Genomic DNA, 15,256 nt, shown 5'->3' with positions numbered 1-15,256 from the left:
GCAGCACCGCTGTCGGTCACTTTTCCAGAGGCCACAACCATGCCGCGCCGCGTACGCCGCTCGAATCGCCATGCAGATTCCGCAGAACGGGCGCTTCACAACCCCTGCCAAACGTAAGCTCCGCGATGCGGCGCTGTAGATTGCCAGAGTACAGAAAATCCAGCTTGGAAAGACCACCGCCGAGCACAATCGCATCCGGATCGACAATATTCGCCAGCATCGCCAGCGCTCGGGCCATGCGATCTTCCAACCGATCCAGCGCCGCTTGAGCGTCATGCTCGCCGCGTTGTGCCGCAGCGACGATCTCGTGCCCACGCCAATCCTTGCCCGTTACCCGACGAAAATCCGCTTCAAAACCGGTGCCCGAGATCCAAGTCTCCAGACATCCATGGTTGCCGCAGTAGCACGCTGGTCCTGGGAACTCGTCCTTCGTGATCCACGGCAACGGCACATGGCCCCATTCGCCGCGAATGCCGTTCGGCCCCGCGCCAATCTTGCCATTGATCGCGATACCGCCGCCGCAGCCTGTGCCGATGATCACGCCGAATACAACTTCGTAGCCGGCGGCGGCACCATCAGTAGCCTCAGAGATCGCAAAGCAGTTCGCGTCGTTCGCACAACGCACCTCGCGGTCGAGCGCCACGCTAAGGTCGCGCTCCAACGGCTGCCCGTTCAGCCATGTCGAGTTTGCGTTCTTCACCAGCCCGGTGGAGCGAACAATCGTTCCCGGAATGCCTACGCCAACGGTTCCGCGTTCGCCAGTAGCGCTCTCGAGCTGCGTGACCAGACCCGCGATGGCCGCGACCGTACCGGGGTAATCGCCCTTCGGCGTTGACATACGAATGCGCTGCAACTCCGCGCCACTATTGTCCATTGCAAGGGCTTCAACCTTTGTGCCGCCCAGATCTACACCAATTCGCATCCGCTTTCTTACGCTCCTGGCAATCGCGTCAATCCTACCCCGAGAGCGACTCCAACGAAAATCCAGAAGATTTGCCAGGCCATCGCGCGCGGCCTCCGCTCACTCATCAGTTCCGGCAGCAGGTCTACCAGCGAGATGTAGAGGAAGCTTCCGGCGCTGATGGGCAGCAGCCACGCGATCACGGCAGGGTTCGCCGCGCCGAGCCATGCGGCAAGTCCCCAGCCCACCAGACCCGACATTCCTGCAAGCACAGCCAGCCATGAAGCACGGCGGCGCGGGACATCCATATGCAGCAGCAGCGCAAAGTCTCCGAGTCGATGCGGAACCTCATGCAGGCCGACGGCGATCGCCGTCACCCAACCGAGTCGGAAGTCCACTACAAAAGCCGCAGCTACGCTCGCACCATCCACAAAGCTGTGGGTGACCGCTCCGAGCAGCAAGGTCACGGGGCGCGACGAGCCGTGCGCATGGTGATGAATCTCCTCGCACTCCTGGTCCGCGAGACTGGGCGCAGGTTCAGGGCGAACACCGCTCACCGCATGGAACACGCGCTCAAAGCCAAAGAGCAGCGCCATAGTGCCGACCAGCACCACCCACACCCAACGGCTGTTATGCAGTTGCTCCAGAGACTCCGGCAACAGATGCGCCAGCGCAGTCGCCAGCAATACTCCCACGGCGACGCCGACAACATGCGGCAACCAGCGCCGCAGGCGCGTCTCCTGTGCGCGCGCAGAAAACACCGCGAGCGCAGCTACACCCTGCACCGCCGCTATCGCTACCACGCCCTCAACCAATACCCTGCTCAAACTGCCTCCAAACCTTCATGGTACGCAACTCGCGCGCAGAGGCAAACAGGACGCCCGCAGGCGCCCCGTTGATTGCTGCAGATCTCTTACTTTTGCTCGGGCAGCGGAACCGGCTTCGTGTCCGCGCTCTTCGGAGGAAGCGTGTAGATCACTTCTCCCTGACGCGTGTAATGAAGTTCTTCGCGCGCCTGATGTTCAATCGCGCCTGGATCGTTCTGCAAGCGATCCACATGCTCACGCAGGCGATCATTTTCCTTCTGCAAGCGGTCCATCTGTCCATGCAGGTCGCGCTCTTCCGACATCTTGTGCGCGAATGCAGTCACTCCGTTGTGCCCGAAGATCACACCGTAAGCCATGAAGACCGCCAGCGTTCCTACGGCGACCGTAGCCCCACGCCGACGCCAGGACTCCGCATGTTCGCGGGCAGCCTCCATCCATGCCGCTACACGCAGCTTGGTCCGGGATGCTTGCTTCACGCTCATGCGCGCAGTGCCTTTCAGTGGAGGAAAATCGCGATTTCAGTATTCCATTACGCAAGAAGATTTTCTCTATACGCGACGCAATCGGAACCAATCTAATCACACTTATTTTCGAGCTTTCTTCCATGCGACCGCAAAACTCCTCTGCGGCATCAAACGACGCCTCACATGCCCAACTGGTATCCTTCAGATAGGCACCTATGCCCTACTTGTTTGCCATCACGGTCGTAGCCTTTGTCGCCCTCCTCTGGGCCTCCATCTCGACCGCGCAATACATTCGCCGCACGCGCCGCAGACAGAAACTCGCACAGGCCGCCGAAGCGAAAGGTCGCTCTGCACTGTCGCGCCAGCGCGCTATGCTCGCCACCGAACCGGTAGCTCCTCCGCCGCCAGCCATTGAGCCCACTCCCGCTCAGGAAAAGACGCTACATGACTTCGCTGAGGCCTTCCGCGCTGCGAGCGAGATGCAACAGCGCCACGCAGCACCACCTGCGCCGCCTGTAGAGGCACCAGCGCCTCCTCCTCCTGCCCCCGCGGTAGAAGCGGCTCCCGCAGAGCCTGCAGTACGCTTCCCGCTCTCCTCCCATCGCATTAAGGCTGCATCCGTTGCGCCCGTCACTGCCGCTGAAGAAGAACCCTTCCGCCCGCAGCCTACCCAGTTCCCTAACCTTCGCCGCCCCGTTGTAAGCCCGACCGACTGGAAACAGTTCGACCCCGGTGCCGGTGGCGACCTTACTGACCCCGAACCCGGCCGCTATCGCCGCTAACGCCTTTCCCGGCCGCAGCGCATCACGCAGCCAGGCCCCGTCTTCAACCGCAACAACGCGCTCCGGCGCAGCAACAAACAAGGAACCCATGAGCAACGTAGCTGCAGATATTCGTGACATCTCCATCGCCCACAGCCCGGACTCCGACGACGCCTTCATGTTCTACGGCCTCGCGACCAACAAGATCCGCGTGCCCGGCTATCGCTTCAACCACACTCTCACGGACATCGAGACCCTGAACCGCAAGGCGCTCAACGAGCAGTTCTACGACGTTACCGCCGTCAGCTTCCATGCTTACCCCTACCTGCAGGACCACTACGCCTTGATGGACTGCGGCGGATCCGTGGGCGACAACTACGGCCCCATGATCGTCGCCACCAAGCAGTACACCCTCGACGAAGTGAAGAAGCTCAAGATCGCGGTCCCCGGCGAACTCACCACCGCCTACCTTGCGCTGAAGCTCTCCCACCCCGAGGTGGAAACCCAGACGATCCCGTTCGATCAGATCATCCCCTCTGTGCAGTCCGGCCAGTTCGACGCCGGCCTCATCATTCACGAAGGCCAGCTGACCTACGCACGCGACGGCCTCAAGAAGATCCTCGACCTCGGCGTGTGGTGGCGTGAGCTCACCGGCGGCCTTCCGCTGCCGCTTGGCTGCAACGTCGTCAAGCGTTCGCTTGGCGAAGAAGTCATGCGCACGACGACGATCGCCGTCCGCGACTCCATCCAGTACGCACTCGACAACCGCGAAGCGGCCCTCGAGTACGCGATGCAGTTCGCACGCGACCTCGACACGAACCTCGCGAACCGCTTCGTCGGCATGTACGTCAACGAGCGCACCATCAACTACGGCGACGACGGTCGCGAAGCCATCCGCAAGCTTCTCGAGATGGGCTACGAAAAGGGCATCATCCCCTTCAAGGCCAAGATCGACTTCATCGGCTAAGCAGACTCCAGAACGTAGAAAGGGCAGCCACCTCGGCTGCCCTTTCTACGTCTCAAGCCCGGGCTATGGCAGCACCTTCCAACTGCATCCGCCCGTAGCCATCGCTGAAGGAAGGGGCTGCAGCTTCACGGTGGTGTTTGCCGCGAGCGTGACCGCCTGCCTGCCGTCGATCAACTCAACGAATGACGAACCCCAGCCTGCAATCGCTGCCTGCACCGTGGCGTTATTGTTCGACGCATTCACAATCGTGCGCGTCTTCGAGTATCCCTGACAGTCCGGCAATGTGATCACCTGTGCAGCAGCCCCTGTGAGCTTCACGCAGCCATCACGCGCTTGCTCGGCGTAGCTCGCAGCAGCGGTCTCATTCGGCTTGGCACAGGTAGCGCCTCGCCACTCGTTGATCGCATTGGCGAACATCCCCGCGATCGCTCCCTGCTCTGCAACGGTATTCGGGTGCAACCCCGCGGCGCCACTGCTCTGCTCCACGAAGCATCCGCCCGGGTTGCTGCGATTGCTCGCTCCGTCCGCTCCCAGGCACGGAAACGTCGCCAGGTCCACCAGGGTCACCGCAGCATCAGTCGCGTACTGTTGACGCATCATCGGCGTAATGGTGTTCTTCGCCAGATCGTATGCGCTCCCGCTACCCGCAATTTCGGTGGCGAGAAAGACGTGATACCCCAGCTTCTTCAGCCTTTCCACGCTGCACATCTGCTGCTCGAAAACGAACGTCGAAGTCGCCACCGTCGCCGGATTCGGGCCATACACCGCGTAGTCGTTGACGCCCATCCACACAGCCGCCATCAACGCAGGGCTGGAAGCGTCCTGATATCCCGCGTTCCACCAGTTCTCGCGGTCCGCGCACAGGTCCTGCGCCGTAGCACCGCCAAATCCCCGGTTCACCACCTGCGTATTCGCATCATCCAAACGCAGCGACGACGGCCAATCGCATCCCGCGCAAGCCACACCTGCCGTTCGCGAATCTCCGTCCGCCACCAGCAACGCAGGGTGATGTGACGGCGTACTGAGCGGCCTATCCTGCTCAGCCCCCACGGACCTGCCATAGCTGTGCAGCGCGTCGGAGATCGTCGCCACACTCGCCGCATCGAGCTGCTTCGAGTAAACCAGCGTCCCCGTCAGGATGTAGTTGCCGAACGTGTCCGTGCCGAGCCGGGAGCCTCCAACCTGATAGACACCGGTCGCAGTATTCGTCGGACAGCTGATGCCCCCGCCGCCTGACATCGTCACCGGCCGTCCATCGTAGTAAACCTGGCTTCCGCTGCTCCGCTGCGTGGAGCAGACATAGGTGACGACGTGCCAGCCAAACGGAAGCGCCTCCGTCGGCTGGGAACCCGTGCTGGAAGGCAACTGGTCCAGCAACCATGAAGAGGCGCGCGGTCCCGTCCGATACTCCGCCTCGTACCCATCGATTCCCAGCAGGTTCGGCGAGGTCCCGAAGAAGAGTGAAGGATTCAGGCAATGCCCCGACGCGTCCCCGAAGCCATAGCCGTAGCTCGCACCGAACGGCGGAAAGAAGCCGTAAACGACGAAGGTCTGCGCCGCGCTCGCGACCGCTGGGAGCTGCAGCGCCTGCTGCTTGCCGCAGTCCCCGACGTTCAACGCCAAACCTCGGTCGCTTACAGGCGGAGCGTTCAGGATCGTCCCGACACCGGCGCTGCCGCAAAAATCGGGCACGGAATTCCCCGACACGTTCGGCAGCATCGCCCCATACAAACACCCCGCCTTCGGAATCTTGCTTAGCGGATCAACGGCAACCGAGTTTCCTTTGTAGTACCCCTGACCAGCGGTCCCCAGGCCGCATCCACAAATGAGCCCAGCGAGGCTGATGCCCCAGAGAGCCAGAATTTTTCGCATGTTGCAGACTCTACGACGGATATATCGCTCATCGGCACCGACATCGTGAGTTTTCTTTCGAAGTCGTTTCAAAACGGGACAAGGTTCACCCTCGCGCCTGACGCTTCCGTCAACCTACGGCGATTACTACCGCGAGCCATCCGCCGGACCAAACCCCTCACCGCAGAGTTGAAGCGGGCAGATAAGCCGCGAGCGTTCAGTGAAGAATCCCAAGCGATTGATGAGCGGAACCCTTTCACTACGCACCAACGCAAAACGGTTCGCCGAAGCGAACCGTTTTGCGAATCTTTTGGTGGACGCGGTAGGAATCGAACCTACAACCTGTCGATTAAGAGTCGAATGCTCTGCCAGTTGAGCTACGCGTCCATTCCTTGACCTCGCCTGGCGCGAGGCGCAAACTTCATCTGAAGCCTGCTTGGGAGTGTGCAGGAGAACCTCACCGCACGAAGATTAGTATAGCACCGATTGCCTGAAGTTTTCCTCAGCCCGTGACAAATCGAGTGCGTTAGAAGTTGAACGCCAGTCCGCCCTGAATCGCTCGCGGAACCTGCGCCAGAAAGAGCGTGTGTCCATCCGGCGCGACTACCGGCAAGTATCCCTGCTCCAGCAGGTTCGTCGCCGCAATCACCGCGTCCATGCCGTGCGGCAGAAACCGTCCGCCCCAGATGCGCTGGCGCAGCGCGAAGCCAAGAAACGCCTCGTCGGGAGCCACGTTGTAGGCATTCACCTGCGTCAACGTACTGTTTGGCTGCCAGCGATACTCCACGTTGATCGAGGTTCCCGTGCGGGCAATCTTGCCATGGACGCCCGCCGTCGCCGCCGACGACGTATGTCCACGCGTCGACAGTCCCTGAGCCTGGCTACCGAGCGACGTAGCGCGCAGCGAGGTTCCCAGGTCGTAGCCGACGAAAGCTTTTACTCCCGGCGCGAGCTCGTGCGTATAGCTCACACTCAGCCCCTTGCCCGTGTAGCCCGCTACCGCGAGGCGGAATGTACCAGTGGTTGGATCAGCAACGACTGGCAGAGTCGCCACCGAAAGCGCGCTCAACTGCCCCGACCCCATCAACGCCGCGTTCGCAAACGCATCGCGGTAGAGCGCCAGCATGATGACATCGTTCTCGGTGAGCTTCTGGCTCAAGGAAATCTCGTGATGGCTCCCCTTGTTCGACAGCGGCCGACCGTTCTGTTCAGCCATCACATTCGCTTCGGGCTTCAGATTGTCGAGGTCCGTAGAACTCTGCAACTGACGCCCTGAAGCATAGCGATAGGTCACCGCGGTGGTCCCACTCGGGTGTACCGAGACGCGAACGAACGGCTCGTTCATCACGCGCGAACTCGCGAGCTTTTCCGCCTCGAAAAGCGTTCCCGCGTCGATCAACACGGCATCCCCCAGCGAAAGCTCCTGGGCTGTGGCCATGCGCAACGTCTGGAATCCGGGGATAGCGTTCGCAACCAGCTCCGGGTGGGAGGCGAAGCTCATCACCATGCGCGTGCGTCCGCCGAACTTCGTCTGGTGCTGATAGCCCGCCAGCATATCGATGCTGGGTGCGACCGTCAGCGGCACCTGCGGATCGCCGATATCCGCGCGCAAAATCTCTCCACCGCCATCCTCGACGATGCGGTCCATCGTGAGTACCTGATGCGTTCCGCCGAAGCCAAACGCACCGTCGCCGTTCACAATCGTCACGCGCCCCTGCGTGTCTGCGTGATGAACCTCGGTGGCCGACGTTGACATCTCCGAGCCGGATTCAGGATCCACCAACCGGAGCAACGGACGGCTCGCGGAAGAACGCAGCGTCCACTTCCAGTCGTCGTTCAAATCATTGGGGCCACGACGCTCCGCCGGAAGCCAGTTACCAGCCTCGAACAGCGTGCTCATGGTGAGATTGATCACAGCCTGCGCACCTGCATGGAGGCTGAGGTTGGAGCGCGTGACCGGAACGAAGAAAGCTGCACTGGCGCGTAGCTGATATTTACCCGGATTCAGGCTCTGCATCAGGTAGCGGCCATGATCATCCGTAAAGGCCGTGGCCACTGCGCTCGCATCGGGTCGAAGCAGCTCCACGAGCGCTCCCATCTGCGGCGTTCCGTGCACGTCGCGCACCACGCCGGAGACGATCGCGGGCGCAGGCGTGGCACGGGCCTGCATCGCCCACGCCATGAGCATAACGACCACGAACAGACCTGATGCTACTCGCTTCACCGCGCCTCTTTTAACTCGAATGCGTGACGCGCCAACGGCTCTCTCTAGCGGTGCCGAAACGGATATTTCGGCGGATGGCCGTCGCGGTACTGTCCTGCGCGGCCTGTCCCAGAATTGTACAACTTTAGTCCTGAACGTTGAACGGCGCACTCTCGGCAATTTGCTGCTTGGAAACGCCGTCGCTGACCTTGATCGTCACCTGGTAGCGGCCCGGCTGCAGGCTCGCCAACGGCATTGTCTTCTCGAGCGTCAGCTGGTCTGCGTTCGGGTTCAGCTTTGCGGCCGACTCCTGCGCATTCAGCACCTGCTTGTTGCTGGCCAGATCGACGATCTGGTACTCGATCGTCGCGTCGTTACGCTTGTTGTCACCGATGCCCAGGTTGTAGACCTGCATCCAGAAGCTGAGGCTCTGTGCACGATGGAAGGTCACCGGTGCAGCCACCGCAGCCGGCACACGCGGACGCAGCTTGGTGTTGCCGATCACGAAGTTGCCCGTACCGATGTCCTTCGACGGCACGCGCTCCATCTGGTCTGCCAGGATCAGCGAGCTGGTGGCCAGACGATCGCTCTCAAAGCGCGGAACATCTACCGAACGGCGCCAGGTGCCGAGGTGATCAGGGTTATTGACGTCCTTGATCGCGATCTCCACCTTGTACTTGCCCGGGGGAAGCGGCATGGCCTTCCAGTACACCGACTGGTTATTCTTCGTGCGGCCCAGCAGCTCTGAAGGAACCTCGACCTTCACCGTATCTTCGAAGGTCTGCACGATGCGGTGATTGATGTTCGAAACACGACCGAGGATGTTCACCGTTCCGGTCGAGATGCCGTCCTTGGTCTGATAGGTGATATCGCCGTTGCGGATCTGCAGCGTCAACGGAACCATCACGGTGTCGCTCGTGAGCTTGACATAATCCGTACGCACATCAAAGAGGAACGGTGCGCCGGTGAGAATCTTGCTCGACGAAAGGAACTTGTCGAGGTCGGCAAACTTGATCTCCGGCGGAGCCATCAGCTTGGCGAAGGTGTCGAGGCGATCAAACTGCTTGGACTGCTGCGACTGCGAACCCGGACCAGCACCGAGGCGTTCCAGACCACCACCCGAGAAACGGTCGGCCTTCTTCGCCTGGCCCATTTCTTCATACATCGTCAGACCTGCGCCCGGCGTGTGCAGCAGCGCGTCCTTTTCAGAGCGATCGATCGTGGCGTGGTAGTCACCGCACATGCAGGTGTCCACGAATTCGATGTCGATGTTGTCGCCCACGCCCTGCAGCCAACGGTAGTGCCAGGTCTCGAACGGGAAGGTCGAGGTCGAACCGCCGCCTTCTTCCATCGGACGCTGGTACTGTCCGCCGGACGGGTGGGAGTCAATCGAGTCCGGCTTGCCGAACGAAATATAGATGTGACCGCGATCGGTCATCCAGCCGGGCTTACCGGCAGCGAAGTGCTCGTTCGCATAGGCGATACGCGCATAGTGCTCGTCGCGGAAGATGTTGTCGACGGATTCGGGGTTCGGGTTGCGGCGCTGCCAGAACTCCTCGATGAACGCATCGCGCTCTTCGTCGTTGGCAAGGCTCTTGAACGCCTTCATTTCCTCGTCCGTGATGATCCAGCGAACGTCTTCGTCGAGCCACTTCTTGTACTCGCCCTTGATTTCGATCTTCGTGGCCTTACGGCGCGCGAACTCTTCGCGGTCGCTCAGGCGGCGCTTGGTAGGGTCGGGGCGCTCTTCGGTTGGCTGCACGCGGGTTACGCTGGCATCATTCTTTTTCTGCTGATCGGCTGCTGCCGGGGCCTGCTGCGGAGCCGCCGTCGGCTCCTGCGCCGAAGACAAGAACAACGATCCGCTCAGCAAAAACAATCCGAGGCCCGAAACCAAAACGCGTGAACGATGCATGAGAAGCCGTACTCCTGAAGCCCGGAGAAAGACACGAAGGGCTATGTATCAGTCTACCGCCGGGCAACCCTTGCAGCAAGCTGCCGCATCGCGATTCTGCGTACTCAGTTTGACCCTGCACATCGAACGATTTTCAGCGCTCACGAAAGCTCAACGTTTCCGTCCAAAGCCGCTGCTATCATCGTTCTAACTTTCTCCACGACTTTGCCGGGATTACGTGGCGCGGAACTTTCTCTCCGCTCCCTGCGTACTGTCGATCACACGTGGATTTCGCTTCACCCGAAGAGACTCATGAGCGCTAAAAAGATCATCGCCCTTGTTGCCGGCCTTCTCGTTCTTATCGCGATTGTCGCGGGCACCATCAAGTACAACGCCTCCAAGGTGACTGCGGTCGCTACGGGTAAGGCTGTGCGTCAGGACCTTGTCGCGACCATCTCCGGCACCGGCCAGATCAAGCCCAAAACCTACGTCAACGTAGGGGCCACGGCCTTCGGCCGCATCACGCACCTCTATGTCAAAGAGGGGGATCACGTGAAGGCAGGACAGCTTGTCGCTACGCTCGAAAGCGAGTCCCCCGCCTCGGCCGTGGCTTCGCAGCAGGCCGTCATCGCCGCGAATCGTACGAACGTCGAGAGCGACCTCGCCGCCGAAAAGACCGCCTTCGCCAACACCGCGCAGGCAAAGGCCGATCTCGAGCAGAAGAAGCTGGACTACGACCGTGCACAGTTGCTCTACGGCGAAAAGCTGATCTCCAAGCAGGATTACGACGCGAAAAAGGCAGCCTTCGATGTCTCCGCCGCGACCGTGCTGCAGCGCCAGGCCTCTGAAGCGCAGGCAAAAGCCCAGACCGCATCCGCGCGCTCGAACGTTCAGCAGTCCGTTGCCACTCTGCGTGGCAATAACTACTCGCTCGGCCTGACGCAGGCGCGCGCTCCCTTCGACGCTCTCGTCACCAATGTGCCCGTGCGCGAAGGCGAAACCGTGGTCACCGGCATCCAGAACGCCGAAGGCTCCACCTTGATGACGCTTGCTGACATGAGCGTGATCACCGCCGAAGTGAAGGTGGACGAGACCGACATCGTCAATGTGAAGCTCGGTCAGCCCGCTGACATATCGGTAGACGCCCTGCCCGGTCGCGTCTTCAAGGGCCACGTTACCGAGGTCGGCAATCAGGCGCTGCTCCGCACCACCGGTCTCGCGACCTCGCAGTCCACCACCGGCACCGAGGAGGCCAAGGACTTCAAGGTCGTCGTGACGCTCGACCCTTCCGGCAACGACCTCGATGCTCTGCGCCCCGGTCTCTCCACGACCGCGAAGATCACCACGGCGAATAAGCCAGACACGCTCGTCATCCCGATTCAGGCGCTCGTACAGCGCGATGCAAAGGCCGAGGGCGACCTCTGGGCGCACCACGGCAAGGCATCGACTTCTGCGACAGACCTGACAGCTCCGTCGCAGAAGAAGCCCGAGCAGATTCAGGGTGTCTACATCCTTGTCAGCGAGGGCAGCAAACTCCGCGCGAAGTTCGTCCCCGTATCGACAGGCGTCACAGGCACCACGGAGATCGAAGTGGTCAGCGGCCTCAAGCCCGGCGACGAGATCGTCACCGGCCGCTATAAGGTGCTGCGCACGCTTGCCAGCGGAACCGCAGTGAAGCGTGACAACTCCATCGCAAAGACGGACGATTCTTCCTCGAGCTAGACGCATCTATCTCTCAGCAGGAATTATCCTTACCTTCAGCACGAGCACGGAAGCAGCCCCATGACCCAGACCGCAGACGCCACGATCATCGATCCCGCAGCCCGCATCGGCTCCAACGCCAATGGCCCCAACTCGGGCGAGGTCATCGTGACCGACAACCTCTGGAAGACCTACGTCATGGGCGACCAGCAGGTGCACGCGCTGCGTGGCGTCGATCTCCGCATTCGTCGCAACGAATACGTCGCGATCATGGGTCCGTCGGGCTCGGGTAAGTCCACGCTGATGAACTTGATCGGCTGCCTCGATTCCCCATCCTACGGACGCTACTGGCTCAACGAGCACGATGTCTCGCAGCTTGATGACGATCAGCTCGCTCGTATCCGCAACAAAGAAATCGGCTTCGTCTTCCAGACCTTCAACCTGCTCGCCCGCGCAACCTCGCTGCACAATGTGGAGTTGCCGCTGATCTACAACGGCACGCCAGCCGCTGAGCGCATTGAGCGCGCGAAGGAAGTACTGACGCAGGTAGGTCTCGAGTCGCGCATGGACCACAAGCCGAACGAACTCTCCGGCGGCCAGCGTCAACGCGTCGCCATCGCTCGCGCGTTGGTCAACCGCCCGTCCATCATCCTCGCCGACGAACCAACGGGCAATTTGGACTCAAAAACTTCCGTAGAAATCATGGCGCTTTTCGATGACCTCCACGCCAAGGGGAACACCATCGTACTGGTGACGCATGAGCCTGATATCGCTGAGTTTGCGCATCGCGTTATCAGCATCCGCGACGGCTCAGTGGCCTCGGATCACCCGAGCTCGCGCGCTCGCGGCTAGTGCTGCAGAAGTCACCCAAAAGCAACTAACCTCCAAGCACGGATCGCATCTAAACTCACACCATGGGTTTACTGCGCCTGCGCCAACTCGCTCTACCGTTTCTGCTCTTCGCCGGACTGCAAGCTGTTCCGATGCACGCCGACGGCAATCGATTTGACCTCACCGGGCCCAAGATCGATGTGCGCGTAACGCGTGGTACAGAATCACTCGACATCGCGCACGTACCGAACCTGAAGGGTGGCGACAAGCTCTGGCTGCACCCCGACCTGCCTCCCACGCAGTCGGTCCACTACCTGCTCATCTGCGTCTTCCTGCGCGGCACGACCAACCCTCCGCCCGAGGACTGGTTCATCCGCATCGAGACCTGGAACAAGAAGGTCCGTGCCGAAGGCGCCTTCGTCACCGTCCCCGATGAAGCGCAGCAGGTCGTACTGCTTCTCGCACCGGAAACCGGCGGCGACTTCTCTACCCTGAAATCTGCCGTACGCGGACGCCCCGGCGTCTTCGTGCGCGCTCAGCAGGACCTCATCGAGGCCAGCTTCGAGCAGCAACGCATCGAGAAGTACATGGCCTCCATCCGCCGCGTTCCTTCGGCAGACTCCAAGGACCTGCAGAAGCACTCAGACATGCTCGCGCGCACGCTCGCGCTGAAGCCTAATGAGGATTGCTTCAAGCGCCAGGTAGATATGCAGTTCACCTGCCTCACGCAGACCGGCTCGCAGATGCTGCTCGACGACGGCCACGGCCAGACGATCGCCCAGCGCCTCTCCAACGGCAACAGCTCCGACTTCATCAACCAGGTGAGCTACACCGGCGTCGGTGGAGCGGGCCTCTACTCCGCCTACGTCGGCGCCATTGTGGATCTCGTTCGCCTCATGTCGAACATCCACTCCGCGCAGTACCAGTACATCCCCGCGATCAGCTTTCCGCAGGGCTCCTCGTTGAACCTCCGACTGAACACGCCGCCTTCGTTCCACAACCCGAAGTCTGTGATCGTGATCGCGCTCCCGGCCGTGACGCCTTCAGTGACTCCGCCGCTGCGCCTCTCGGACCCCAATCAGGTCACGTGCCTCCTCCAGCCCAACGTCACCATCCCTATCGAAGGCGCGCCGCTGGTCTTCTCCACCGCGCTGTCGCATGACATGGTGCTGCATCTGAACACGCCTCCGGGTGCGCCGAAAGAGGCCGATATCCCGCTCGCTGCCGACGCCTATCAGGGCGGCCTCGTTTTGCAGGGTTCCGACTTCGCTTCACGGCGGCATGAACTCCCCGTTCCGGCCGAGTCACCAAAGATTCCGGCGCTCGGAACACCCGGCGCTCCAGGGCAGAAGCCCGCCTCTGACAAGCCAATAACGCCACAGCCCGAGCCGGTGATTCTTACCGGTTCCATCCAAGGCAAGTGGGGTTTCGACACCTTCACCGGCCCGAACGTCACGCTGCAGCAGCTCCCCGGCGGCGATTGGCACATCGTGCCCGGCTCCAATCTCATCACCGGTACCACCTCAAACCTGTTGCTCAGTGCAACAGGCACCGGCTGCGTGCACCGCATCACGGCCCAGCCGACGGGCATGAAGTCTCCGCTGCAACTTGAATTCAAGCCCGATCAGCATCCCGACAACGCTGACGGTTCAGCGATTCCGCTCGCCGTCACCCTTCCGCTGAACGAGAGCCACACCGCTGGCGATCTCCACCTGGAAATCCAGCAATACGGCCAGCCGAAGTCGGACACACTTTCCACCCGCACCTATTCCGCGCCCGCTGAGATCACCGAAATCGAGATGCACGCCGCCGACCGCGCGATCCGACTCCGCGGCAAGAACCTCGACACCATCTCGCACGTGGATGTGGGTGATCTCGTCTTCAAACCGAAGGGTTCGGCGCAGGACAACACCTTGCGTCTCGCTCTTCCCGACGGCGCTCCGGCGCCATCCACCAAGGTGGACGACGACCTGACCGCCTCCATCAAGCTCAACGACGGCCGCGTGCTCACGCAACCACTTACGGTGACCGCGCCGCGCCCCTCCGTCAGCATCATCTCGCGTAACATCGAAGCCGGTGGCGACAGCAACATTACCCTCACCGATAAAGATGATCTCCCGCTCGCGTCTCATCTCACGTTTACGCTGAAGAGCAAAGCGAGCTTCCCGCGCAATGTCCTCGTCGAGGTCGAAACGCTCGACAGCACACTGCACGCGACGCTCTCGCTGGCGCCTTCAGGTGGCCTGCTCCTGCAGGACCCTCATACCGTGGTCGCCACGCTCGATCCGTCGCGCTCCTTCGGTCCGTCCGCCTTCGGCGCTCTCCATGCCCGCATCGTTTTCCCGGCCAAGGGCAACCCCGAAGGCAAGTCCGACAGCGATGCTGACGGCTCCGTGACCAGCGACTGGATTCCGCTCGTTACTCTCGTTCGGCTCCCCGTCCTTACCGGCATCCAGTGTCCAACGGACATGACGCAGAATTGCACCGTTAGCGGTAGCGCATTCTTCCTCGTCGACTCGATCTCGAACGATCCCGCATTTGCGAATCCCGCGCCGGTTCCTGACGGATACACCGGGAACACCATCACCGTTCCTCATCCCACAAACGGCACGACGCTCTTTCTGAAACTCCGCGATCATCCTGTGCCGATCGACTCGGCCACGCTGCCGGTCATCGCGGCTCCTGCGCAGCATCACGCAGCGACACACAAGCCGGCTGCTACACCTGCCGCAGAGAAGGAAGCGAAGCCAACGCCGGCCACACCTCCTGCTACGGCGACCGCCACGAAGTAGCCGCCGGGCTCAGCACTCTGGCCTATCGACCCATTCAATCCTGACGCCTTGAACGGGTCACCTC

The 15,256-nt window shown here is 61.4% G+C and carries 11 protein-coding genes and 1 tRNA gene; 5 read left to right on the top strand and 7 right to left on the bottom strand.

Annotated features, from left to right (window positions below):
- Positions 1 to 16: 16 nt before the first annotated feature.
- The 3 genes from OHL11_RS14290 to OHL11_RS14280 all read right to left on the bottom strand — a co-directional run bounded on the left by OHL11_RS14290 (position 17) and on the right by OHL11_RS14280 (position 2,210).
- On the bottom strand, positions 17 to 922 hold the full coding sequence (locus OHL11_RS14290; protein WP_263372206.1) for an ROK family protein: 906 nt from the start codon (positions 920 to 922) through the stop codon (positions 17 to 19).
- Between the two features lie 8 nt (positions 923 to 930).
- Positions 931 to 1,728, bottom strand: a complete 798-nt coding sequence (locus tag OHL11_RS14285) for a ZIP family metal transporter (RefSeq protein ID WP_263372205.1) — start codon at positions 1,726 to 1,728, stop codon at positions 931 to 933.
- 86 nt (positions 1,729 to 1,814) lie between these two features.
- Positions 1,815 to 2,210, bottom strand: coding sequence for an FtsB family cell division protein (locus OHL11_RS14280; RefSeq protein WP_263372204.1), 396 nt, complete (start codon positions 2,208 to 2,210; stop codon positions 1,815 to 1,817).
- 197 nt (positions 2,211 to 2,407) lie between these two features.
- On the opposite strand from OHL11_RS14280, the gene OHL11_RS14275 reads away from it, so the two are divergent.
- Both OHL11_RS14275 and OHL11_RS14270 read left to right on the top strand, forming a co-directional pair.
- A complete protein-coding gene (locus tag OHL11_RS14275) occupies positions 2,408 to 2,974 on the top strand; it encodes a hypothetical protein (protein ID WP_263372203.1) in 567 nt (188 codons plus the stop codon).
- An 88-nt stretch (positions 2,975 to 3,062) separates the two neighbouring features.
- Positions 3,063 to 3,920 (top strand): menaquinone biosynthesis family protein, encoded by an 858-nt coding sequence (locus OHL11_RS14270; protein WP_263372202.1) that lies wholly within the window; start codon positions 3,063 to 3,065, stop codon positions 3,918 to 3,920.
- 63 nt (positions 3,921 to 3,983) lie between these two features.
- Here OHL11_RS14270 and OHL11_RS14265 read toward each other — a convergent pair whose 3' ends face one another.
- The 4 genes from OHL11_RS14265 to OHL11_RS14250 form a co-directional block, all read right to left on the bottom strand.
- Positions 3,984 to 5,792 carry an SGNH/GDSL hydrolase family protein gene (locus OHL11_RS14265; RefSeq protein WP_263372201.1) on the bottom strand — a complete coding sequence of 603 codons (1,809 nt, stop codon included), beginning with the start codon at positions 5,790 to 5,792 and terminating at the stop codon, positions 3,984 to 3,986.
- A gap of 290 nt (positions 5,793 to 6,082) precedes the next feature.
- A tRNA-Lys gene (locus OHL11_RS14260) sits at positions 6,083 to 6,158 on the bottom strand.
- A gap of 139 nt (positions 6,159 to 6,297) precedes the next feature.
- Entirely contained in the window at positions 6,298 to 7,995 is a 1,698-nt protein-coding gene (locus OHL11_RS14255) for a carboxypeptidase-like regulatory domain-containing protein (RefSeq protein ID WP_263372200.1), read from the bottom strand.
- Between the two features lie 124 nt (positions 7,996 to 8,119).
- The gene (locus OHL11_RS14250) at positions 8,120 to 9,889 is read right to left on the bottom strand and encodes a GWxTD domain-containing protein (protein WP_263372199.1); all 1,770 of its coding nucleotides are present in this window, start codon (positions 9,887 to 9,889) and stop codon (positions 8,120 to 8,122) included.
- Positions 9,890 to 10,180: 291 nt separating this feature from the next.
- On the opposite strand from OHL11_RS14250, the gene OHL11_RS14245 reads away from it, so the two are divergent.
- The 3 genes from OHL11_RS14245 (at position 10,181) to OHL11_RS14235 (ending at position 15,192) form a co-directional block, all read left to right on the top strand.
- On the top strand, positions 10,181 to 11,590 hold the full coding sequence (locus OHL11_RS14245; RefSeq protein ID WP_263372198.1) for an efflux RND transporter periplasmic adaptor subunit: 1,410 nt from the start codon (positions 10,181 to 10,183) through the stop codon (positions 11,588 to 11,590).
- Positions 11,591 to 11,650: 60 nt separating this feature from the next.
- Entirely contained in the window at positions 11,651 to 12,421 is a 771-nt protein-coding gene (locus tag OHL11_RS14240) for an ABC transporter ATP-binding protein (protein ID WP_317890656.1), read from the top strand.
- A 62-nt stretch (positions 12,422 to 12,483) separates the two neighbouring features.
- Positions 12,484 to 15,192 (top strand): hypothetical protein, encoded by a 2,709-nt coding sequence (locus tag OHL11_RS14235; RefSeq protein WP_263372197.1) that lies wholly within the window; start codon positions 12,484 to 12,486, stop codon positions 15,190 to 15,192.
- Positions 15,193 to 15,256 lie beyond the last annotated feature (64 nt).

The sequence above is a fragment of the Granulicella cerasi genome (genome assembly GCF_025685575.1).
GTDB lineage: Bacteria > Acidobacteriota > Terriglobia > Terriglobales > Acidobacteriaceae > Granulicella > Granulicella cerasi.
Note: the sequence above shows the minus strand (reverse complement) of the source record. Positions and strands in the feature narration are given on the sequence as shown.

Coding starts and splice junctions, on each gene's coding strand:
- OHL11_RS14240 (WP_317890656.1), top strand. CDS start 11,651: ATGACCCAGACCGCAGACGCCACGATCATCGATCCCGCAGCCCGCATC.
- OHL11_RS14290 (WP_263372206.1), bottom strand. CDS start 922: ATGCGAATTGGTGTAGATCTGGGCGGCACAAAGGTTGAAGCCCTTGCA.
- OHL11_RS14245 (WP_263372198.1), top strand. CDS start 10,181: ATGAGCGCTAAAAAGATCATCGCCCTTGTTGCCGGCCTTCTCGTTCTT.
- OHL11_RS14270 (WP_263372202.1), top strand. CDS start 3,063: ATGAGCAACGTAGCTGCAGATATTCGTGACATCTCCATCGCCCACAGC.
- OHL11_RS14235 (WP_263372197.1), top strand. CDS start 12,484: ATGGGTTTACTGCGCCTGCGCCAACTCGCTCTACCGTTTCTGCTCTTC.
- OHL11_RS14280 (WP_263372204.1), bottom strand. CDS start 2,210: ATGAGCGTGAAGCAAGCATCCCGGACCAAGCTGCGTGTAGCGGCATGG.
- OHL11_RS14275 (WP_263372203.1), top strand. CDS start 2,408: ATGCCCTACTTGTTTGCCATCACGGTCGTAGCCTTTGTCGCCCTCCTC.
- OHL11_RS14250 (WP_263372199.1), bottom strand. CDS start 9,889: ATGCATCGTTCACGCGTTTTGGTTTCGGGCCTCGGATTGTTTTTGCTG.
- OHL11_RS14265 (WP_263372201.1), bottom strand. CDS start 5,792: ATGCGAAAAATTCTGGCTCTCTGGGGCATCAGCCTCGCTGGGCTCATT.